This is a genomic window from Agrobacterium sp. (genome assembly GCF_032092815.1).
GTDB lineage: Bacteria > Pseudomonadota > Alphaproteobacteria > Rhizobiales > Rhizobiaceae > Agrobacterium.
This window is the reverse complement of sequence record NZ_DAMDBP010000008.1, coordinates 85,597-105,498: the sequence shown is the minus strand read 5'-3', so window position 1 is coordinate 105,498 and position 19,902 is coordinate 85,597. Positions and strand designations below refer to the sequence as shown.

The window sequence follows — 19,902 nt, the reverse complement described above, 5'->3', positions numbered from 1 at the left end:
ATGCCCATACCAAACAGGATACTGCAATGACATCTTCAGTTTCATCCGCTCTCAAGTCTGACAAGGATTGGTGGCGTGGCGCGGTTATCTATCAGATTTATCCACGCTCCTATCAGGACTCCAATGGCGATGGCATTGGTGACCTGAAAGGCATTACCGACCGCCTGGAACATATTGCCCGCCTTGGCGCGGACGCGATCTGGATTTCGCCGTTCTTCACCTCGCCGATGAAGGATTTCGGTTATGACGTGTCGAATTACGTCGATGTCGATCCGATGTTCGGCACGCTGGCAGATTTCGATGGTCTGATTGCCGAAGCGCACCGACTGGGCGTGCGGGTGATGATCGACCTAGTTATGTCGCACACGTCAGACCAGCATCCATGGTTCGTTGAAAGCCGGTCCAGCCGCAATAACCCGAAGGCGGATTGGTACGTCTGGTCGGATGGCAAGCCGGATGGCACGCCGCCCAACAACTGGCTGTCAATTTTCGGCGGTCCGGGCTGGCAGTGGGATCCGACCCGCATGCAATATTACATGCACAACTTCCTGACCTCACAGCCGGACCTTAACCTGCATAACCCTGAAGTGCAGGAAGAGTTGCTCAATGCGACCCGGTTCTGGTTGAAGCGTGGTGTGGATGGTTTCCGTCTCGATACCATCAACTTCTATTTCCACGATCTGGAACTGCGCGACAACCCGGCTCTGGCGCCAGAGCGTCGTAACGCTTCGACTGCGCCGGCTGTTAACCCATATAACTTCCAGGAACATCTCTACGATAAGAACCGTCCGGAGAACCTCGAATTCCTCAAGCGCTTCCGCGCCGTGCTGGAAGAGTTTCCGGACATCGCCGCCGTTGGCGAAGTCGGCGACAGCCAGCGTGGTCTCGAAATCGTCGGTGAGTACACATCCGGCGATGACAAGATGCAGATGTGCTACGCCTTTGAATTTCTGGCACCCGATGCATTGACGCCGCAGCGCGTTGCGGATGTGCAGGCAGCCTTTGCCACAGCCGCGCCTGAAGGCTGGGCATGCTGGGCCTTCTCAAACCACGATGTTGTGCGTCATGTCAGCCGCTGGGGCGCTGATGTCGCCGACAAGGATGCCTATGCCAAGGTGCTCTCGGCCCTGTTGCTGACACAGCGCGGCTCGGTTTGCATCTATGAAGGTGAAGAGCTTGGTCTCACCGAAGCCGATATCGCTTTCGAAGATCTGCAGGACCCATACGGCATCCAGTTCTGGCCGGAATTCAAGGGCCGTGACGGTTGCCGTACACCGATGGTCTGGGATGCCGGTCATGCGCAGGCTGGTTTCAGCACGTCTGATAAGACCTGGCTGCCAATTCCGCCTGAACACAAGGCACGTGCTGTCAGCACGCAGGAAGGCAATGAAGCCTCGGTTCTCGAGCACTATCGCCGTTTCCTGTCATTCCGCAAACAGCATCCGGCTTTCGCCAAGGGCGCTATCGAGTTCCTGCCAGTTACGGAAAGCGTTGTCGGTTACACGCGCTCCAAGGGCAACGAAACGGTGGTTTGCTTCTTCAACCTGTCGGCAACACCGGCCAGTGCCACCCTGCCTGACGGCAATTGGGAAGTGCTCGAAGGCCATGGTTTCGACAGCAAGCTGAACGGCCGCAATGTCGAATTGCCTGCTTGGGGCGCATTTTTCGCGCGTTACGCCTGAGAAAACGGGGAGGGTAGAATGGCGGGTCTCATACTGAAAGACATTCGCAAGTCCTATGGGCAGGTCAAGGTTCTGCATGGTATCGATCTCGATATCAAGCAGGGCGAATTCATTGTCTTCGTTGGTCCTTCCGGCTGCGGAAAATCAACCTTGCTGCGCATGATTGCCGGACTTGAGGAAATCACGGGCGGAGAGATGTTTATCGATGGCCAATTGGTCAACGAGATCCCTCCATCCCGTCGTGGCATTGCTATGGTGTTCCAGTCCTACGCGCTTTATCCGCACATGACTGTGTATGACAACATGGCGTTTGGCATGAAGATCGCCAAGGAAAGCAAGCAGGAGATCGACCGTCGCGTTCGGGCGGCGGCCGAAATCCTGCAGTTGACCCAGTATCTGGAACGTTTGCCAAAGGCTCTGTCCGGTGGCCAGCGCCAGCGTGTTGCCATTGGTCGCGCCATTTGCCGCAACCCCAAGGTCTTCCTGTTTGACGAGCCTCTGTCCAACCTCGATGCGGCGCTGCGTGTCGCAACACGTATCGAGATTGCCAAGCTCAACGAGCAGATGCCCGACACGACAATGATTTACGTGACGCATGATCAGGTGGAAGCCATGACGCTTGCCGATCGGATCGTTGTGCTGAATGCCGGGAGGGTTGAGCAGGTGGGAGCACCGCTCGATCTTTATGAGCGGCCAGCCAACCTGTTTGTCGCACGCTTCATCGGTTCGCCGGCCATGAACATTCTTCCAGTCAAGATAACAGCGGCTGGTCCTGAAACCGCGCTCGAACTCAATGGCAACCAGAACCTGCGTGTTGCCATTGAAACAGCACCTAGCGAGGTCGGCAAAACGGCAAGTTTTGGTGTTCGCCCGGAAGATCTCACTATTGCGAAGGATGGGGAAGATTACCTGTTCGAGGGCAAGGTTTCGATCGTCGAAGCCCTTGGCGAGGTCACACTTCTCTATATCGACAGCGGTGTCATTCAGGAACCGATCATTGCCAAGATCCCCGGCATCGTGAATGTTCAGAAGGGCCAGACATTGCGATTTAACGCGCAGAGAGAAAAATTGCATCTCTTTGATGCGAATGGGGTGACTTACCGCAAGTAGAGTAGATGCTGAAAGCTTTTGCTAACCTTCAAAACATCTATTTTTTGGATTGAAGGTTAGCATTCAAAAGCAAAAGACATCAAAAATTCAAACGCTTGGTGTTTATTTCACCCCTGTCAAACAGGCGGTTTGGTACCATCAAAGGCATGTTTGAATATGTGTTTCATATCGAAACGCGCAAACAAACTTTTAAAGATTATAACCGTAATATGTACCCGTAATTTCAGTGGGGATATATTGTGAACGCCCGTCCAAATATTCAAAAAAGCAGTTATCTGAGTAGGGAAGAGTCTTTCATGTATGACCGCGAAGCGCGGTTCAAACTGGAAGACACGATGAACGCCGCGCGCATTGAATATACCGAAAAGGCAGTCATGAACATGGCTTCCCGTCGCTGCGACGTCATCAAGATTTCCCAGTCCGAGGCGGTGCTGGCTCTTTTGACGCAGTATAATCTCCCGCAGCAATTTTATCTTGATATTCCTGACGCCCGCATCAGCAAGATTGGCTGCGTCTTGATGCGCGTGCATGCCAATAATACCATCCATGTCCGTTTCCTGCGCCTGATGACACAGAAGGAACTGGATCGGATTTTCGTGTTCAGCACGCACCCGGCACACAAGGATAAGACGCTCGATATTCGCTCTTGGTAATCGGAAGACATCCAGCGTCTGGATATGAAAAAGCCGCGTTGTGACCAACGCGGCTTTTTTTATTTATGGAAACTGGTTCAGTTGAACAGAACGCTGGCGCCCTGGTCTGCCGGTCCGGCATTCCGGCGGAATGTCGCAAACAGTTCGCGGCCCATACCCCATTCATTGCCGGAGAGATCAACGGTTGCCGGTTCGCGGTGCGCAAGTTCTGCCGCACTTACCAGAATTTCCAGCGTGCCGGTAACAGCGTCGAGGCGCAGGATGTCGCCATCGCGAACCCGCGAGATCGGACCACAATCAACGGCCTCCGGGGTGACGTGAATGGCGGCAGGCACCTTGCCCGATGCGCCAGACATGCGGCCATCAGTCACCAGCGCTACCTTGAAACCACGGTCCTGCAAAACACCCAATGGTGGTGTCAGGCGGTGCAATTCGGGCATACCATTGGCTTTTGGTCCCTGGAAGCGCACGACGGCGATAAAATCGCGGTTGAGCTTGCCATCCTTGAAGGCGTCGTGAAGCTCCTGTTGATCGTTGAACACCACAGCCGGTGCCTCGATAACGTGACGCTCAGGCTTGACGGCGGAAATCTTGATCACCGCCTTGCCGAGATTGCCGGTCAGCATTTTCAGGCCGCCCGTGGGCTGGAACGGTGTTTCGATGCTGGCAAGAACCTTGGGGTCATGGCTGACCTCGGGGGACGCTTCACGAATGACCGAGCCGTTTTCACCAAGCTTTGCGTCAACGGTGTAGGCTTCAAGACCCTGACCAAATACCGTGCGCACATCATCATGCAGGAAACCATGCTTGAGAAGCTGCTTGATGAGGAAGCCCATGCCGCCTGCCGCATGGAAATGGTTTACGTCGGCAAGGCCGTTCGGATAGACGCGGGCGAGAAGTGGCACAGCGTCGGATAGGTCTGATATGTCCTGCCACGTCAGGATGATGCCAGCAGCACGCGCCATGGCGATAAGGTGCATGGTGTGGTTGGTCGAACCGCCCGTGGCATGCAGGCCGACGATGCCATTGACGATAGAGCGTTCGTCGATCATTTCGCCGGCTGGGGTAAATTCATTTCCCTGCGCGGTAATTGCCAGCGCACGTTTTGTCGCTTCACGCGTCAATGCATCGCGCAGTTCGGTGCCTGGGTTGATGAAGGACGAGCCAGGCATATGGAAGCCCATGATTTCCATCAGCATCTGGTTCGAATTGGCCGTGCCGTAGAAGGTGCAGGTGCCGGGACCATGATAGGACTTGGATTCGGCATCAAGCAGTTCTGCGCGGCCAACCTTGCCTTCAGCATAAAGCTGGCGAATACGGGACTTCTCGTCATTTGGCAGGCCGCTCGTCATGGGACCTGCGGGAATAAAGATCGATGGCAGGTGACCGAAGGTCAATGCCGCAATCACCAGACCGGGTACGATCTTGTCGCAGACGCCGAGATAGACGGCGGCGTCGAACATGTTGTGCGACAGGCCGATGCCGGCAGTCATGGCAATGGCATCACGCGAAAAAAGCGAAAGCTCCATGCCCGGCTGACCCTGCGTAACGCCGTCACACATGGCGGGTACCGCACCGGCAACCTGCGCGATGCCGCCGGCTTCCTTCGCGGCATCACGAATGATGTTAGGATAGACCTCATAGGGCTGGTGGGCCGAAAGCATGTCGTTGTAAGCGGTGATGATGCCGAGGTTTGGAACCTTATCGCCGGCAAGGATGTCCTTGTCGGCGGGGGAACAGACCGCAAATCCGTGGGCCAGATTACCGCAAGAGAGAACCGAGCGGTGAACACCCTTGGAAACCTGAAGTCGCAGTCGCTCCAGATAGGTTTCACGATAAGGTTTGGAGCGTTCAACGATACGGTCTGTGATTGCCTGAATACGGGAATCGGCGGCCATGGGCGTTCATCCTGTCTGTTGGTGAACAGCGGCCTCCGCTTGGGACGGACAGGCCGATGTTCATGTTGTTGTCAGTCTTGGAGCAATCCCTGGTTCAGGCCGGGCATAATCCGGCCCGAAGGATCAAGGTGCCCAATAGATGTTTACGGGCGAATCCGCTCTGTTCAGCACGGCCCGAATGGGCATCTCGTCTTCGTCCAGATCGGATTGCGCTTTTTCAAGCGTTTCCTTTTTGACGGCACCTTCAATGTGCAGAACAAGAAAACGTGCATCGTGCAGGCTCGAAAGGTTGAAGGTCAACCGCTCTTCGCCGGCAGTTTCTGCAGCCATTGTCAGAACACTGCGTGGCTCATCGAGATCGAGCGCCTCTTCGAGATTGTCACCACCGGGGAAAAACGAAGCGGTATGACCGTCGGTTCCCATGCCCAGAATGACGACATCGAATGGGTCGCAGAAGGCTTCCGTTTTTACTGTTGCAAGGGTCGCCGCATCTTCCGGTGTTGCGGCCGCCTGATACAGCGGAATGAAATAGGCGGATTTTGCGTTGTTTTGCAGTAAGTTGTCGGCAACCAGCTTGTGGTTCGACCGATCATTATCTGCCGGTACAAAACGCTCATCAACCAGCGTCACATTAACCTTGCTCCAGTCCAGATCGAACTTGGACAAGGCCTGAAAAAACAGCTTGGGCGTAGAGCCGCCAGAAACGGCAATATTGGCCGTTTCCTTGGTGGCAATGGCAGCCTTGAGCTGTTCGGCAACATCTGCCGCAAGCTTCTCAGCAAGGGCAGGGCCGTTTTCGAAAACATGCATCTGTGCGTCCATAAGCATATCTCCTCAGTCGGCGTCGTGCCACGTGCGGCCATCACGCTCGATAAGAGCAATCGCGCCGCTCGGACCCCAGGTTCCGGCTGTGTAACCCTGCACGCCCTGTCCGGTTTCTTCCCAGCTCTTCAGGATCGGATCGACCCATTCCCATGCGGCTTCCACTTCGTCGCGGCGCATGAACAGGGTCTGGTTGGACCGGATGGTGTCCATCAGCAAACGTTCGTAAGCATCAGGGCTGCGCACGCTGAAGGCTTCTGCAAAGCTCATGTCCAGAGACACCTGACGCAGACGCATGCCGCCCGGACCCGGATCCTTGATAAGCAGTGACTGCTTGACGCCTTCATCAGGCTGCAGGCGGATGACCAGCTTGTTGGCTTCGATCTTTCCGGCCGCATCATCAAAGATTGAGTGCGGGATCTGCTTGAACGTCACGACGATTTCCGAAACGCGCGTGGCAAGACGCTTGCCGGTGCGGATGTAGAAAGGAACGCCCGCCCAACGCCAGTTGGCAATCTCGGCCTTGATGGCAACGAAGGTTTCGGTGTTGGAAACGCCGCCTTCAAGCTCGTCAAGATAACCCTTGACCGGGCCACCCGCCGACGCACCGGCGCGGTACTGGCCACGAACCGTTACCTTTTCGACATTGGATGTGTCGATTGGCTTCAGCGAGCGCAGAACCTTGAGCTTTTCGTCACGCACGGCTTCCGCGTCCAGAGAAGACGGAGGTTCCATCGCAACAAGGCAAAGAAGCTGCAGGATATGGTTCTGCACCATATCACGCATCGCGCCAGCCTTGTCGTAGTAACCGGCACGACCTTCAAGGCCGACGGCTTCGGCAACGGTGATCTGTACGTGGTCGATATGCGCAGAATTCCACAGTGGCTCATAAAGAGCGTTGGCAAAGCGCAGCGCCATCAGGTTCTGAACGGTTTCCTTGCCCAGATAGTGGTCGATACGGAAAATCTGCTCTTCCTTGAACACATGACCAATCGTGTCATTCAGTTCCAGAGCGGATGCGAGATCGCGGCCGATCGGTTTTTCAACAACGATACGCGTAGACTTGGTGATCAGCTTGTGCTCGCGGATCTTGTCGGCGATGTCGCCGAAAATACCAGGTGCAACGGCGAGGTAAAATGCGCGAACGCGATCCTTGCCTTCTTCCAGCAGTTTCTTGAGCGTATCCCAGCCATTGTCGGACTTCGCATCGACTGGCACGTAGAAAAGGCGTTCGCAGAATTTTGCGACCTGCTCTTCGTCATATTCACCCGATTTCAAATGCTCTTTCAGGGCATCCTTGGCGAATTTGCGATATTCTTCATGTGTCATGACCGAACGTGACGCGCCGATAATGCGGGTCGGGTCCGTGAGTTGGTTCTCTACCTGACGATGATAAAGCGCAGGCAGAAGCTTGCGCTCTGCCAGGTCGCCTGTGCCGCCGAAAACGACGCAATCAAAGGGGTCAACAGGAATAATTTGACTGCTCATACCGATTCTCTCGATCTTCACGGGTTGGGGGCATTGATAATCTAATCGATTTAAAAACGCCAGAGTTTGTTGTCGGGAATTATTATTTTGGTGTCACTTCGCTTTTAACCGGCGAAAATGAACATTTATCTGCGGTTATGCCCACTGTCAGAAGCAGGCGATTAAAAACGGTCTCGCAGTGCATACCATGACAATGCGAGGAAAAGCAGCGGCGCACGCAACGCCGCTCCACCTGGAAAACCCGGAACATTCAGGGAGGCGAACTGTTCAAGCGCGCGATCCTTGTCTGTCAGCATATCTGCATAAAGCTTGCCGCAATAGTTGGAAAGCATCACGCCGTGACCAGAGTAACCACCGATCGACATGACGCCGGGCATCACCTCTCGAACGAAAGGCTGGCGTGGCATGGTAATGCCGACCGAGCCACCCCAGGAATGGGTAATCTCGATATTGGCAAGTTCGGGATAAATCTCGGCAATCTGCTTGCGAATATGTGAGGATATATCGCGCGGTGTGTCAGCCGTATAAGCTTCGCGCCCGCCAAACAGCAGCCGGTTGTCTGGTGTCATGCGGAAATAGCGCACCACAAAACGCGAATCTGCGACGGCTTCCTTGCCGGGAATGATGCTTGGAAACTTGCCCAGCGGCGCAGTCGCGCCAATGAAGGAGCGGATCGGCATGATATGGGCGGCTGTCACCGGTTCGAGATTGCCAATATAGGCATTGGTGGCCAGCAGGACACGATTGGCGGTGATGTTGCCCTTTGCCGTTTCGATGATGGTTTTGCCATTTGATTGGCGAATGCCGGTTGCGGGCGTCATCTCATGGATATCAGCGCCGGCATCTTTGGCGGCTCTCGCCAACCCCACCAACAGTTTCAGTGGGTGGATATGGCCGGTGCCGGTATCGCGAACCCCACCGAAATAATGTGTGGAACCAAGGCGCTCCTGCGTTTCCGCCTTTTCCATGTAGGACATGTGCGGATAGTTGTAGCGCCCGACCGCTGCCTCGACGCTTTTACGATAATGTTTTTCATAGGCCTGCTTGTGCGCAACATTCAGCTGCCCCGGCAGGTAGTCCATGTCGATGCCATGGTCCTTTGCAAAATCCAGAACATAATGTTTGGCACTTTCGGCGAGATCAAACAGACCCTTGGATCGTTCAAACCCGATCTCGTCCTCAAGCTCGTCCGGCCATGAGCGCTGGCCAGTGCCGAACTGGCCACCGTTGCGCCCCGAAGCGCCATCACCAATATGATGGGCTTCTATCAGCGTCACGGATATGCCCTTGCGCGCCAGATTATAGGCTGCCTGAAGACCGGTGAAGCCGCCGCCGATAATGGCGACATCAACGTCTTGCGAACCATCCAGTGGCGGATAGTCTGGCCTATCAGCAACTGTTGCCTGATACCAGGAAATTCCGGGTGCTATCGGGCTCTGCCATGTCATTGCGCATTCCTTGACGGTGTTAGATCAGACGTTCAGCAACAGGAATTCCCGCTCCCACGGGCTGATCACCTGCATGAACGTTTCGAATTCCCCCCGTTTCAGGCCGGCATAAAGACCGACGAATTCATGGCCGAACACCCGCTCCAGCTCCGGCTCTCCCTCCAGAAGAGCCACCGCTTCCAGAAGTCCGCGTGGCAGCTCGATCGAGCCTTCATTGGCGGTTTCGTAGGTCGGTTCAGTTGGCTGAATTTGATTAACAATGCCAAGCCAGCCGCAGGCCAGCGATGCGGCAAGGGCGAGATAGGGATTGGCATCCGAGCTTGGCAGACGGTTTTCCACACGCCGCGCTGCCGGGCCGGAAATCGGTACGCGAAATGCCGTCGTGCGGTTGTCGTAACCCCAGGCATTGTTCACCGGGCAGGCCATGTCAGGTGTCAAACGGCGATAGGAATTCACGTAAGGCGCCAGCATCACCAGAGCGTTCGGCACATAACGCTGCATGCCGCCGACAAAGTGGAAAAACTCTTTTGAGGCATCGCCGCTATCGGTCGAGAAAATATTCTTGCCGGTTTCGATATTCAGCACCGACTGGTGAATATGCATCGCAGAGCCCGGTTGACCCTGCATGGGCTTGGCCATGAAGGTCGCATAGATGCCGTGCTTGAGCGCTGCTTCGCGAATGGTGCGTTTGAACAGGAAAACCTGGTCGGCAAGCTCGATCGGATCGCCGTGCCGCAGGTTGATTTCCAGCTGTGCCGGACCTTCTTCATGGATCAGCGTGTCGATCTCGAGCCCCTGCTTTTCCGAGAAGTGATAGATATCGTCGATCAGCTCGTCGAATTCGTTGATGCCAGCAATCGAATAGCTCTGTCCACCGACAATCGACCGACCCGAACGTCCCTTTGGCGGGTGCAGCGGGTAATCCGGGTCATCATTCATGGCGACCAGATAAAACTCGATTTCTGGCGCAACGACCGGCTTCCATCCCTTGTCGGCGTAAAGCGACAGTACGTTTTTCAAGACATTGCGTGGCGTGTAGGGAACGGATTGGCCCTCTGCGTCCACCACGTCGCAGATCACCTGCGCGGTGGGATCGCTTTCCCAGGGCACGACAGACAAAGTCGAGAGATCCGGCACCAGCTTCAAGTCGCTGTCGCGGGGCTCATAACGGAAGTTTGCCGTTTCATCGGGATATTCGCCGGAAATCGTGTGGCGATAAAGCGCCGAAGGCAGGGCAAGCGAGGTGTCGCCCGTGAATTTGGAGGTCGGCATCATCTTGCCGCGTGGCACACCGCCAAGATCCGGGGTGATGCATTCAATGTCTTCAATACCCCGGGCCCGCAGCCATTGTGCGGCTTCACGCCAGGAAGAAACACCACGAGTAGAAGAAAGGTCTGGAGCTGCTGGTTTTGCCATGGTTGCCGATTTTTTTGGGCGGAGCATGGTTCTCTTTGCAGGCATAAATCACCGAAGGTCTGTTTCGAATGCGACTATCATAACCGGAGTTTGGCAATTGGCGAGGGGGAAACCGCATTGACTTTGCCTCATGTTCTGAAAAGAGAAGGCAAGAGATAGTAAAGGATGAAAAATGGTTCGGCGATGTGATGTTCTGGTGCTGGGAGCAGGGGCGGCAGGCATGATGTGTGCCATCCGCGCCGGCCAGCGTGGACGCGCCGTTATCATTGTCGACCACGCAAAAACGCCGGGAGAAAAAATCAGGATCTCTGGTGGTGGCCGGTGCAACTTCACCAATATTCATGCCTCGGCCAAAAATTACCTGTCGGCAAATCCGCATTTCGTAAAGTCTGCATTGGCACGTTACACGCCGAATGATTTTCTGGCGCTTGTCGCTAAACACGGCATCGCCTGGCACGAAAAGACCCTTGGGCAACTGTTTTGCGATAACAGCGCCAAGGATATTATTGCCATGCTGCTGAAAGAGATGCGTGCTGTTGGTGCCGAACTGCTGTTGCAGACGGACCTTTCGGACGTTGAGAAAACGGCAAGTGGTTTTCGGGTGTCGACCTCGACCGGGGTGATCGAAGCGGAAAGCGTGGTGGTTGCAACTGGCGGCAAATCTATTCCCAAAATGGGCGCGACCGGTTTTGCCTATCGTATTGCCGAACAGTTTGGCCTTGCGATGATCGAAACACGGCCGGGCCTTGTCCCGCTGACCCTTGATCCGGGCATGCTGGAAAAACTCTCCGGCCTGTCTGGTGTTGCGGTTCCCTCGGATGTGTCATCTGGGAAGACCTGTTTCAGGGAAGCATTGCTGTTTACGCATCGCGGCTTGAGCGGCCCGTCGATCCTGCAAATTTCATCCTACTGGCGCGAAGGCGAAACGATCCGGCTGAAGCTGGAGCCGGATGTCGACTTTCTTGACCGCTTGAAGGATGCGCGCAAAACCAATGGCAAACAGTCACCGCAGACCGTATTGGGCGAGATTTTGCCCAAACGTCTGGCGCAATATGTGGTCGAGAGTTCTGGCATCACCGGACCATTGGCTGACATCTCAGACAAAAAGCTCGCAGCGTTGGTGGAGGCCATTCAGAACTGGCCGATAAAACCATCGGGGTCGGAAGGCTATCGCACGGCGGAAGTCACCCTTGGTGGCGTCGATACCACTGGCCTGGATTCCAGAAACATGCAGGCCAAAACCGTGCCGGGCCTCTACTTCATTGGCGAATGTGTTGATGTAACTGGCTGGCTGGGGGGCTATAACTTCCAGTGGGCCTGGGCCAGTGGTCATGCCGCTGGTGAGGCAGCCTGATCGGCCGAAATAACAAACAGTTAAGTCATTTTTAATGGAGATGACCGAACGCTTTGAGCATTAACACCTTGTTAAAGGCGGTAGGTCATCCTCATGAAATGCCAGCGCGGTTTTTCCGTTACATGATGTGCTGCTGGGAGCCGCTTGCGGCATTGACGGTTATGTTTCTCGTTTGGAACCGCTCATGAAAAACAACAGCAGACGTGCCCGCGCAATTGCCATTGCACGCACAGATGATTGCAAGCAGCTTCTCACCTTCAGACTGACGCTCATTGCGGCTGGCGCGCTCGCCACGCTTTGTGCGCTGCTGTTGGCGTAGTTTTCCGCTCGTTCCAAAACAAAACCGGGCAGTGAACCGCCCGGCCTGTTTTTGTTGTCTGTAATCAGGCTGCTGCGTTATTTTGTGCAACGATAACGGGGATCAGCAGATCACCCCAGTTACCGCCACCGCTGTGGTGACGTGCCGAGCGAACCAGCTCAACAGAAACACCCGCCTCAACCGCATTCATAACCGCCTGATTGAGGCGATGCAGATCATTGGCCAACATGCGGATTGCGGCCTGCTGGTCTTGTGTCATGGCCGAAGACTGTTCCTCGGCCCGCTCACGAACTCTCGAAATAGAAGCCATTTCATTTTCCTCCGTTGACGCATCGGTCCAGACCGGACGTTTGATGCGAGGTTTTGAAGTGCCAGTCATTCAGCCGCAGGGCGGAACTGGTCGTGTTCAGTCGATTCATGCATGGCGGTTGTGGACGATTGTCCGCCTGAAATTGCCACCGAGACGGCATCGAAATAACCGGTGCCGACCTCACGCTGATGTTTCGTTGCCGTGTAACCGTTGATCTCGGCATCAAATTCAGCCTGCTGCAATTCCGAATAGGCAGCCATCTGCCGGTCCTTGTATCCGCGTGCCAGTTCAAACATGCCGTAGTTGAGCTGATGGAAACCGGCAAGTGTAATAAACTGGAACTTGTAGCCCATTGCTCCAAGCTCACGCTGGAACTTGGCAATCGTGTCGTCGTCCAGGTTCTTTTTCCAGTTGAACGAGGGCGAGCAGTTATAGGCAAGTTTCTTGCCGGGATGCACCTTATGGACGCCCTCGGCAAATTTGCGTGCCTGTTCCAAATCCGGTTTCGAGGTTTCGCACCAGATCAGATCGCAATAGGGTGCATAGGCGTTGGCACGCGCGATGCAGGGTTCCAGTCCGTTCTTGACGCGGTAGAAACCTTCAACCGTGCGGCCTGCATCATAATCCACAAATGGCTGGTCCCGTTCATCGATGTCGGATGTCAAAAGCTTGGCAGCTTCGGCGTCCGTGCGCGCAATCACCAATGTTGAAACACCCATGACATCGGCTGCAAGACGCGCCGCCGTCAGATTGCGGATATGGGCTGCGGTCGGAATGAGAACCTTGCCGCCGAGATGTCCGCATTTCTTTTCCGATGCCAGCTGATCTTCATAGTGAACACCGGCAGCACCGGCCTCGATGAAGGCCTTCATGATTTCAAAGGCATTAAGTGGGCCACCAAACCCTGCCTCGGCATCCGCAACGATGGGTGCAAACCACGTGTCGACCGACAGACCTTTGCCTTCCGATGTTTCGATCTGGTCTGCCCGCTGCAGGGTGCGGTTGATGCGTTTGGCCAGCTCCGGTGCCGCATTGGCCGGATAAAGCGACTGGTCAGGATACATGGCCGATGCCGTGTTGGCGTCTGCCGCAACCTGCCAGCCCGAGAGGTAAATGGCCTTCAATCCGGCACGAACCATCTGCATGGCCTGGTTGCCCGAAAGGGCGCCGAGCGCATTGACGAAATCCTCTTCGTTCAACAACTGCCACAGCCGGTTGGCACCCATCTCCGCCAGTGAATGGCGAATTTCGACAGATCCGCGCAACCGTTTCACGTCCTCGGCCGTGTAGGTGCGCTCGATACCGTCAAAACGGTCTTTGGGGGCATTTGGTACCAGATTGTAAAAATCAGTCATATCTCTCTCCCTGATGTAGAAATAGAAACCGAGTTATTTCCTTTCAAAAGAAAGTCTCGCATTTTCTGTGACTGAATTTACATAATCACTTCGTTTTATTCTACGGGAAACATAAAATCAGTGACTTGAATGAGGTTAGGATGTATTATCTTTTACTGAGGGATGTGGTAAATTTGTAAAAATTGTAAAAGAAACATCACATCCATCTTGTAATATTCTTGTCAAAGGGAGGAGCCTGTGGCGGAGAATAAGATTTTTGCCGGGCCGCGTGTGCGGCGTGTGCGCAATGGTTTAGGACTGACGCAAACCTCCATGGCGGAGGCTTTGGGGATTTCGCCGTCCTATCTCAACCTGATTGAGCGCAACCAGCGCCCACTGACGGTACAGTTACTACTCAAATTGGCATCGGTTTACAAAATCGATCTGGATGAATTGCAGGGTGAGAGCGGCGGCGTTGCCACGCAGTTGCGGGAGGTGTTTGCCGATCCACTGCTGACGGGGGAGGTGCCCTCTCCACAGGAATTGGTTGAGGTGGCCGATGCCGCACCCAATGTGGCCGGTGGCATCATGAAGCTCTATAGAGCCTACCGCGAACAGGCTGAGCGCCTGTCTGATCTGGCGGGGCTGATGGCACGGGATGGTCAGGGCACATCTCTGTCATCGGCACGTCTGCCGATTGATGAGGTGCGTGATGCCTTCGAACATTGCAGCTATCATTTTGCGGCGGTCGATGAGGCGGCTGAAGCATTTCATGACAGCCTGAAAGCGGGTGATGATCTGCCGGCAGCCTTGAAGGCCTGGCTGCAGAAAACCCACGGCGTGGTGGTTCGCACCCTGCCCATTCACGCGATGCCCAATCTGCGCAGGCGGTATGACAGGCATTCGATGCGGCTGTTCCTGTCAGAGCGCCTTTCACCTTTTGACCGGCTGCAGGAAATGGCCATGGAAACCTGTCTTCTGGTTTTGCAGCCACAAATCCAGGAGGCGCTGGACACACTTGATCTCAGCAGTCCGGAAGCAAAACGTTTGGCGCGCTTTGAACTCGCCCGTTATGCCGCCCATGCACTGATGATGCCCTACGGCGCATTTCTATCGACGGCCCAGCGGTTCAGATATGATGTCGATCTTCTCGCCTCCCGGTTCCAGGTGTCCTTCGAGCAGGTTGCCAATCGGCTGGTGTCTCTGGGACGGAGCACATCGCCCGGAATTGCCTTTTTCCTGATGGAGATCGATCAGGCGGGCAATCGATTTCGAAAGATCGGGGCGCATGGTTTCCCGCATTCGCGATTTGGCGGCCTCTGTCCGCGGCTCAATATCCATGCCGCCTTCAGCCAGCCAGGACAACTTATGGCCGAAGCGGCTGAGGTGCTGGAAGGTGACACGTTCCTAACCATCTCAAGAACGATCGAAGGTCCGAAAACCGCCTTTGGTGAAAGGGTGCGGCGCACAGCGATATTGCTGGCCTGCGATATCACTCAAGGCACGGAGACAATCTATGGTGATGTTGCCAGAGCGGCCACTTCCGCCGTGGGCATTGGGGTCTCCTGTCGCCTTTGCGAACGCTCCGGTTGTCTCTCAAGAGCGCAGGCACCGGTAACCCGGCCATTGGGTTTGGATGAAATGGTTACAGGATTGAGTGTTTTTGATTTTCAATGACCCCAAAAAAGTGAAGTGGGAAAATTCTGCACTGCACATTTCCCGCTTGCCGATAATCTTTTTCCTTTCTAGTCTCATTCAAAAAGGGGATGCCGCCTGCTTCGAAAGGCGTATTAACAGGAGAAATCATGACGCAGCGTTCACTTCGTATGTCTGTCGCCTTCGCCGCAATGCTGATGGCCGGAACGGCCATGGCACAGGAAAAAGTGGTCCATGTTTACAACTGGTCCGATTATATTGATGAATCGATCCTGACCGATTTCACCAAGGAAACCGGTATCAAGGTTGTTTACGACGTCTTCGACAGCAACGAACTGGTTGAAACTAAGCTGCTGGCTGGCAACTCCGGTTACGATGTCGTGGTGCCAACCGCACCGTTCCTGGCCCGACAGATTCAGGCCGGCGTTTTCCAGAAACTCGACAAGTCTAAGTTGCCGAACCTCAGCAACATGTGGCCGGAAGTCAGCGAGCGTCTCGCCAAATACGACCCCGGCAATGAATATGCCGTGAACTACATGTGGGGTACCACAGGCATTGGTTACAATGTCGATAAGGTCAAGGCTGCCCTCGGTGACGTGAAGGTCGATAGCTGGGATATCCTGTTCAAGCCGGAAAATGCCGAAAAGCTGAAGAGCTGTGGCATCAACATTCTCGACGCTTCGGACGAAACTTTCGCAATCGCAATGAACTACATCGGCAAGAATCCGGACAGCAAGGAAGCTGCTGATCTGGAAGCTGGCGGTGAAGTCTACAAGGCGATCCGTCCGTCGGTAAAGACCTTCAACTCGTCGGCCTATATCGACGAACTTGCCAATGGCGACACCTGCATCACCATCGGCTGGTCGGGTGATATTCTTCAGGCCAAGACGCGTGCGGAAGAAGCCAAGAATGGCGTGACCGTCGACTACGTCATTCCGAAGGAAGGCACTTACATGTGGTTTGACAACCTTGCCATCCCTGCGGATGCCAAGAATGTTGACGAGGCACATGCATTCATCAACTACCTGATGAAGCCGGAAGTTATCGCCAAAGCGTCTGATTATGTTCAGTACGCCAACGGCAATTTGGCGTCACAGCCACTGATGGATGAAGCCGTTTCCAAGAACCCTGCGGTTTATCCTGACGAAGTAACCATGAAGAAGCTCTTCACCATCTCGCCATACGGACCGAGAGAGCAACGCGTTCTCAACCGCGTCTGGACACAGATAAAAACCGGTAGCTGATACTTAGGCCCGCTGGTTCAGGAACGGCCGGCGGGCGCGTTCCTGGCCCCCTGCTTGCCAGCCTTCGTGGCTGGCAACCGACCATATGCCCGCCTCATCATAATTCTGACAAGGGATTGGGAATGGCGAAATCTCTCGGACCGGTAAAACGAAAATTCAGTCCTTGGGATGATCCTTCATCCGTACCCTTCATCCGGTTTGAAAACATCACCAAACGTTTTGGTGATTTTGTTGCCGTCGACAATCTGACCCTCGACATCTACGAACGCGAGTTCTTCTCGCTTCTGGGGCCATCCGGCTGTGGCAAGACCACGCTGATGCGTATGCTGGCTGGGTTCGAAGAGCCGACCGAAGGCCGTATCCTGCTGCAAGGCAAGGATATTTCCGGCACGCCACCGCACAAACGGCCCACCAATATGATGTTCCAGTCCTACGCGCTTTTTCCGCACATGACGGTGGAAAAGAACATCGCCTTCGGTCTTGAACAGGACGGATTGCCCAGGGCGGAAATTTCGGCGCGTGTTGAAGAAATGCTGCGCATGGTCAAGCTGACTGAATTTGCCCGTCGCAAGCCAAGCCAGCTCTCGGGCGGGCAAAGGCAGCGCGTTGCTTTGGCACGCTCGCTGGCAAAACGACCGAAGGTTCTGTTGCTGGATGAGCCACTCGGCGCGCTCGACAAGAAACTGCGCGAGGAAACCCAGTTCGAACTGATGGATATCCAGCACAGTCTGGGGCTGACCTTCCTGATCGTAACGCATGATCAGGAAGAAGCGATGACGGTTTCCGACCGCATCGCAGTCATGGACAAGGGGATCGTGGTGCAGGTCGCCACGCCTGCGGAAATCTATGAGGCGCCGAACAGCCGCTACGTGGCGGACTTTATCGGCGACATCAACATTTTCGATGCGACCGTGTCATCCAACACGCCCGGTGTCGGTAAAACCGGAACCGTCGTTTTGGATTGCGAAGGATTGGATGTGACTGTCGAGCAGGATTGCAAGGCGGCCGCCGGTAACAAGGTGGCCTTTGCCATTCGTCCGGAAAAGGTGCGCATCACCATCGATCCTCCAGCAGACACTTCGGTTAACGCCGTCAGTGGTCAGGTGTGGGATATTGGTTATCTCGGGGACTTCTCGGTGTTCCTCGTCAAACTCTCCGACGGTCGCATCATGCGCGCCGCGCAGGCCAATGTGTCGCGCCTTGTCGATCGCCCCATCACCTTCGATGATACGGTGTGGCTCAACTGGCGTGCAGATTCCGGCATGGTTTTGACGAACTGAGGGAGGTTCTCATGGCAACGGCCTCTTCGGAAAACAAACAAAGTCCCACACGCTGGCTGGTAGTGGCAGTTCCTTATCTCTGGCTGCTGCTGTTTTTTGCCGCGCCATTTTTCATCATCTTCAAAATATCGCTGTCGGATACGGCAATTGCCATGCCACCCTACGTGCCGGTATATGACGGTTTCAGCCAGATCGGCGACTTCTTCTCGCAATTGGATTTCGAGAATTATCTCTTTCTGACGGAAGATCCTCTCTACATCGATGCCTATCTGTCATCTCTGCGGATTGCTGTCATTTCAACCTTCATGCTGCTGCTTATTGGTTACCCGATGGCGCTTGCCATGGCGCGGGCACCAACCACCATCAGGCCCACGCTGGTCATGCTGGTTATTCTGCCATTCTGGACGTCGTTTCTGATCCGCGTTTACGCATGGATCGGTATTCTGAAGCCAGAGGGTCTGTTGACGGTTTTGCTGCAGTGGCTGGGTTTCCTGTCTCCTGATCAGCAGGTGCATATTTTCCGCACCGAAATGGCCGTGTTCATCGGCATGGTCTATTCCTATCTGCCCTTCATGGTGCTGCCGCTTTATTCCGCTCTGGAAAAGCTCGACAATACGCTGCTGGAGGCAGCAACTGACCTCGGTTGCCCGCCGTGGAAAGCCTTCTGGAAAATCACCTTCCCGCTGTCTCTGCCTGGCGTAATTGCCGGTTCGCTGATCTGCTTTATCCCGATCACCGGTGAATTTGTGATCCCTGATCTGCTCGGCGGCGCGGAAACCTTGATGATCGGCAAAACCTTGTGGACCGAGTTCTTCGGGAACCGTGACTGGCCGCTGGCGTCAGCCGTTGCCGTTCTGCTCCTTCTGGTGCTGGTGGTGCCGATTGCCATCTTCCAAAACCAGCAGCAGAAAGCGTGAGGGCAGGGCGATGAAGAGCAGAAAGTTCGACATAACCGTTCTCACCCTTGGGTTTGCGTTCCTGTATATTCCGATCATCATTCTGGTGGTCTATTCGTTCAATGCTTCCAAGCTGGTAACGGTATGGGGTGGCTTTTCCCTGCAATGGTATAGCGCCATGTGGTCCAACCAGGGGCTGATGGATGCGGCCTGGGTGACCGCCCGGGTCGGTGTTTTGAGCGCCACTCTCGGGACGATCCTTGGTACCTTGGCGGCACTGTCACTGGTGCGGTTTACGCGGTTTCCAGGTCGGATGCTGTTTTCCGGCATGATCTACGCGCCGCTTGTCATGCCGGAAGTCATCACCGGTCTGTCGCTACTGCTGCTGTTCGTGTCTGTTGGCGTCGATAGAGGTTTTTGGACGGTGGTCATTGCCCACACGACATTCACTATGTGTTATGTGGCGATTGTCGTACAATCGCGTCTGTTGACCTTTGACCGCAGTCTGGAAGAGGCAGCGCAGGATCTGGGTTGCCCGCCGGTCAAGACATTCTTCCGCATCACCTTGCCGCTGATTTTTCCGGCGGTTATCGCCGGATGGATGCTTGCCTTTACCCTGTCGCTTGACGATCTGGTTATTGCCAGCTTTGCAACAGGTCCCGGTGCCACGACTTTGCCGATCAAGATCTATTCGCAGGTGCGTCTTGGTGTGACGCCGGAAATCAACGCGATCTGCACGATCTTGATCGGTTTGGTGACATTGGGTGTGATTTTTGCTTCGATCGCCTCCAAACGCACAGAGCTGCAACGCATTCGTGATGAGCATTTCGCAGCAAAGGGGGCGGCAGCGGCCTGAAAATGGATTGGTCCATGTAACGTGTCGCGGTTTCACATCTGCCGGCGCGTTTCTTTTTGGGTGATAGATCCCCAAAAAAAGGTGATGCGAAATCTTACACTGATCCGTTACATTAAAATAAGGGTTCGAGTTTTTG

General features: G+C 54.8%; 17 protein-coding genes. 10 read left to right on the top strand and 7 right to left on the bottom strand.

Annotated elements, in window-relative coordinates:
• The first annotated feature begins 26 nt into the window (after positions 1 to 26).
• From RT613_RS06640 to RT613_RS06630, 3 genes are all read left to right on the top strand, one after another.
• Complete coding sequence (locus RT613_RS06640) at positions 27 to 1,682, top strand: alpha-glucosidase family protein (RefSeq protein WP_313613966.1); 1,656 nt, start codon at positions 27 to 29, stop codon at positions 1,680 to 1,682.
• An 18-nt stretch (positions 1,683 to 1,700) separates the two neighbouring features.
• Positions 1,701 to 2,792 carry a sn-glycerol-3-phosphate ABC transporter ATP-binding protein UgpC gene (locus RT613_RS06635; RefSeq protein WP_313613964.1) on the top strand — a complete coding sequence of 364 codons (1,092 nt, stop codon included), beginning with the start codon at positions 1,701 to 1,703 and terminating at the stop codon, positions 2,790 to 2,792.
• Positions 2,793 to 3,088: 296 nt separating this feature from the next.
• Positions 3,089 to 3,445 (top strand): hypothetical protein, encoded by a 357-nt coding sequence (locus RT613_RS06630; RefSeq protein ID WP_313613962.1) that lies wholly within the window; start codon positions 3,089 to 3,091, stop codon positions 3,443 to 3,445.
• Positions 3,446 to 3,522: 77 nt separating this feature from the next.
• On the opposite strand, the gene edd is transcribed toward RT613_RS06630, so the two are convergent.
• The 5 genes from edd to RT613_RS06605 all read right to left on the bottom strand — a co-directional run bounded on the left by edd (position 3,523) and on the right by RT613_RS06605 (position 10,562).
• Positions 3,523 to 5,343 (bottom strand): phosphogluconate dehydratase, encoded by a 1,821-nt coding sequence (gene edd / locus RT613_RS06625; RefSeq protein ID WP_313613960.1) that lies wholly within the window; start codon positions 5,341 to 5,343, stop codon positions 3,523 to 3,525.
• 123 nt (positions 5,344 to 5,466) lie between these two features.
• Positions 5,467 to 6,165, bottom strand: a complete 699-nt coding sequence (gene pgl, locus RT613_RS06620; RefSeq protein WP_313613958.1) for a 6-phosphogluconolactonase — start codon at positions 6,163 to 6,165, stop codon at positions 5,467 to 5,469.
• Positions 6,166 to 6,177: 12 nt separating this feature from the next.
• Entirely contained in the window at positions 6,178 to 7,653 is a 1,476-nt protein-coding gene (zwf, locus tag RT613_RS06615; protein WP_313613956.1) for a glucose-6-phosphate dehydrogenase, read from the bottom strand.
• A 161-nt stretch (positions 7,654 to 7,814) separates the two neighbouring features.
• Positions 7,815 to 9,101 (bottom strand): FAD-binding oxidoreductase, encoded by a 1,287-nt coding sequence (locus RT613_RS06610; protein WP_313613954.1) that lies wholly within the window; start codon positions 9,099 to 9,101, stop codon positions 7,815 to 7,817.
• A gap of 24 nt (positions 9,102 to 9,125) precedes the next feature.
• Positions 9,126 to 10,562 carry a glutamine synthetase family protein gene (locus tag RT613_RS06605; RefSeq protein ID WP_313613952.1) on the bottom strand — a complete coding sequence of 479 codons (1,437 nt, stop codon included), beginning with the start codon at positions 10,560 to 10,562 and terminating at the stop codon, positions 9,126 to 9,128.
• Between the two features lie 127 nt (positions 10,563 to 10,689).
• Between RT613_RS06605 and RT613_RS06600 the strand changes: the two genes are divergently transcribed.
• Positions 10,690 to 11,871 (top strand): NAD(P)/FAD-dependent oxidoreductase, encoded by a 1,182-nt coding sequence (locus RT613_RS06600; protein WP_313613950.1) that lies wholly within the window; start codon positions 10,690 to 10,692, stop codon positions 11,869 to 11,871.
• A 184-nt stretch (positions 11,872 to 12,055) separates the two neighbouring features.
• Positions 12,056 to 12,190 carry a hypothetical protein gene (locus tag RT613_RS06595; RefSeq protein WP_313613948.1) on the top strand — a complete coding sequence of 45 codons (135 nt, stop codon included), beginning with the start codon at positions 12,056 to 12,058 and terminating at the stop codon, positions 12,188 to 12,190.
• A 64-nt stretch (positions 12,191 to 12,254) separates the two neighbouring features.
• Here the strand turns inward: RT613_RS06595 and RT613_RS06590 are convergent, their stop codons facing one another.
• Both RT613_RS06590 and aceA read right to left on the bottom strand, forming a co-directional pair.
• The gene (locus tag RT613_RS06590; protein WP_192487042.1) at positions 12,255 to 12,500 is read right to left on the bottom strand and encodes a hypothetical protein; all 246 of its coding nucleotides are present in this window, start codon (positions 12,498 to 12,500) and stop codon (positions 12,255 to 12,257) included.
• 65 nt (positions 12,501 to 12,565) lie between these two features.
• On the bottom strand, positions 12,566 to 13,855 hold the full coding sequence (gene aceA / locus RT613_RS06585; RefSeq protein ID WP_313613946.1) for an isocitrate lyase: 1,290 nt from the start codon (positions 13,853 to 13,855) through the stop codon (positions 12,566 to 12,568).
• 237 nt (positions 13,856 to 14,092) lie between these two features.
• On the opposite strand from aceA, the gene RT613_RS06580 reads away from it, so the two are divergent.
• From RT613_RS06580 to RT613_RS06560, 5 genes are all read left to right on the top strand, one after another.
• On the top strand, positions 14,093 to 15,511 hold the full coding sequence (locus tag RT613_RS06580; RefSeq protein ID WP_313613944.1) for a short-chain fatty acyl-CoA regulator family protein: 1,419 nt from the start codon (positions 14,093 to 14,095) through the stop codon (positions 15,509 to 15,511).
• A gap of 128 nt (positions 15,512 to 15,639) precedes the next feature.
• The gene (locus RT613_RS06575) at positions 15,640 to 16,734 is read left to right on the top strand and encodes a polyamine ABC transporter substrate-binding protein (protein WP_313613942.1); all 1,095 of its coding nucleotides are present in this window, start codon (positions 15,640 to 15,642) and stop codon (positions 16,732 to 16,734) included.
• A gap of 122 nt (positions 16,735 to 16,856) precedes the next feature.
• Positions 16,857 to 18,014: an ABC transporter ATP-binding protein gene (locus RT613_RS06570; RefSeq protein ID WP_313613940.1), complete on the top strand. Its 1,158-nt coding sequence runs from the start codon at positions 16,857 to 16,859 to the stop codon at positions 18,012 to 18,014.
• A gap of 11 nt (positions 18,015 to 18,025) precedes the next feature.
• Positions 18,026 to 18,931: an ABC transporter permease subunit gene (locus tag RT613_RS06565; RefSeq protein WP_313613938.1), complete on the top strand. Its 906-nt coding sequence runs from the start codon at positions 18,026 to 18,028 to the stop codon at positions 18,929 to 18,931.
• Positions 18,932 to 18,941: 10 nt separating this feature from the next.
• A complete protein-coding gene (locus RT613_RS06560) occupies positions 18,942 to 19,766 on the top strand; it encodes an ABC transporter permease (protein WP_313613936.1) in 825 nt (274 codons plus the stop codon).
• Positions 19,767 to 19,902: the final 136 nt, after the last annotated feature.

Coding starts and splice junctions, on each gene's coding strand:
- RT613_RS06640 (WP_313613966.1), top strand. CDS start 27: ATGACATCTTCAGTTTCATCCGCTCTCAAGTCTGACAAGGATTGGTGG.
- RT613_RS06635 (WP_313613964.1), top strand. CDS start 1,701: ATGGCGGGTCTCATACTGAAAGACATTCGCAAGTCCTATGGGCAGGTC.
- RT613_RS06630 (WP_313613962.1), top strand. CDS start 3,089: ATGTATGACCGCGAAGCGCGGTTCAAACTGGAAGACACGATGAACGCC.
- edd (WP_313613960.1), bottom strand. CDS start 5,343: ATGGCCGCCGATTCCCGTATTCAGGCAATCACAGACCGTATCGTTGAA.
- pgl (WP_313613958.1), bottom strand. CDS start 6,165: ATGGACGCACAGATGCATGTTTTCGAAAACGGCCCTGCCCTTGCTGAG.
- zwf (WP_313613956.1), bottom strand. CDS start 7,653: ATGAGCAGTCAAATTATTCCTGTTGACCCCTTTGATTGCGTCGTTTTC.
- RT613_RS06610 (WP_313613954.1), bottom strand. CDS start 9,101: ATGACATGGCAGAGCCCGATAGCACCCGGAATTTCCTGGTATCAGGCA.
- RT613_RS06605 (WP_313613952.1), bottom strand. CDS start 10,562: ATGCCTGCAAAGAGAACCATGCTCCGCCCAAAAAAATCGGCAACCATG.
- RT613_RS06600 (WP_313613950.1), top strand. CDS start 10,690: ATGGTTCGGCGATGTGATGTTCTGGTGCTGGGAGCAGGGGCGGCAGGC.
- RT613_RS06595 (WP_313613948.1), top strand. CDS start 12,056: ATGAAAAACAACAGCAGACGTGCCCGCGCAATTGCCATTGCACGCACA.
- RT613_RS06590 (WP_192487042.1), bottom strand. CDS start 12,500: ATGGCTTCTATTTCGAGAGTTCGTGAGCGGGCCGAGGAACAGTCTTCG.
- aceA (WP_313613946.1), bottom strand. CDS start 13,855: ATGACTGATTTTTACAATCTGGTACCAAATGCCCCCAAAGACCGTTTT.
- RT613_RS06575 (WP_313613942.1), top strand. CDS start 15,640: ATGACGCAGCGTTCACTTCGTATGTCTGTCGCCTTCGCCGCAATGCTG.
- RT613_RS06570 (WP_313613940.1), top strand. CDS start 16,857: ATGGCGAAATCTCTCGGACCGGTAAAACGAAAATTCAGTCCTTGGGAT.
- RT613_RS06565 (WP_313613938.1), top strand. CDS start 18,026: ATGGCAACGGCCTCTTCGGAAAACAAACAAAGTCCCACACGCTGGCTG.
- RT613_RS06560 (WP_313613936.1), top strand. CDS start 18,942: ATGAAGAGCAGAAAGTTCGACATAACCGTTCTCACCCTTGGGTTTGCG.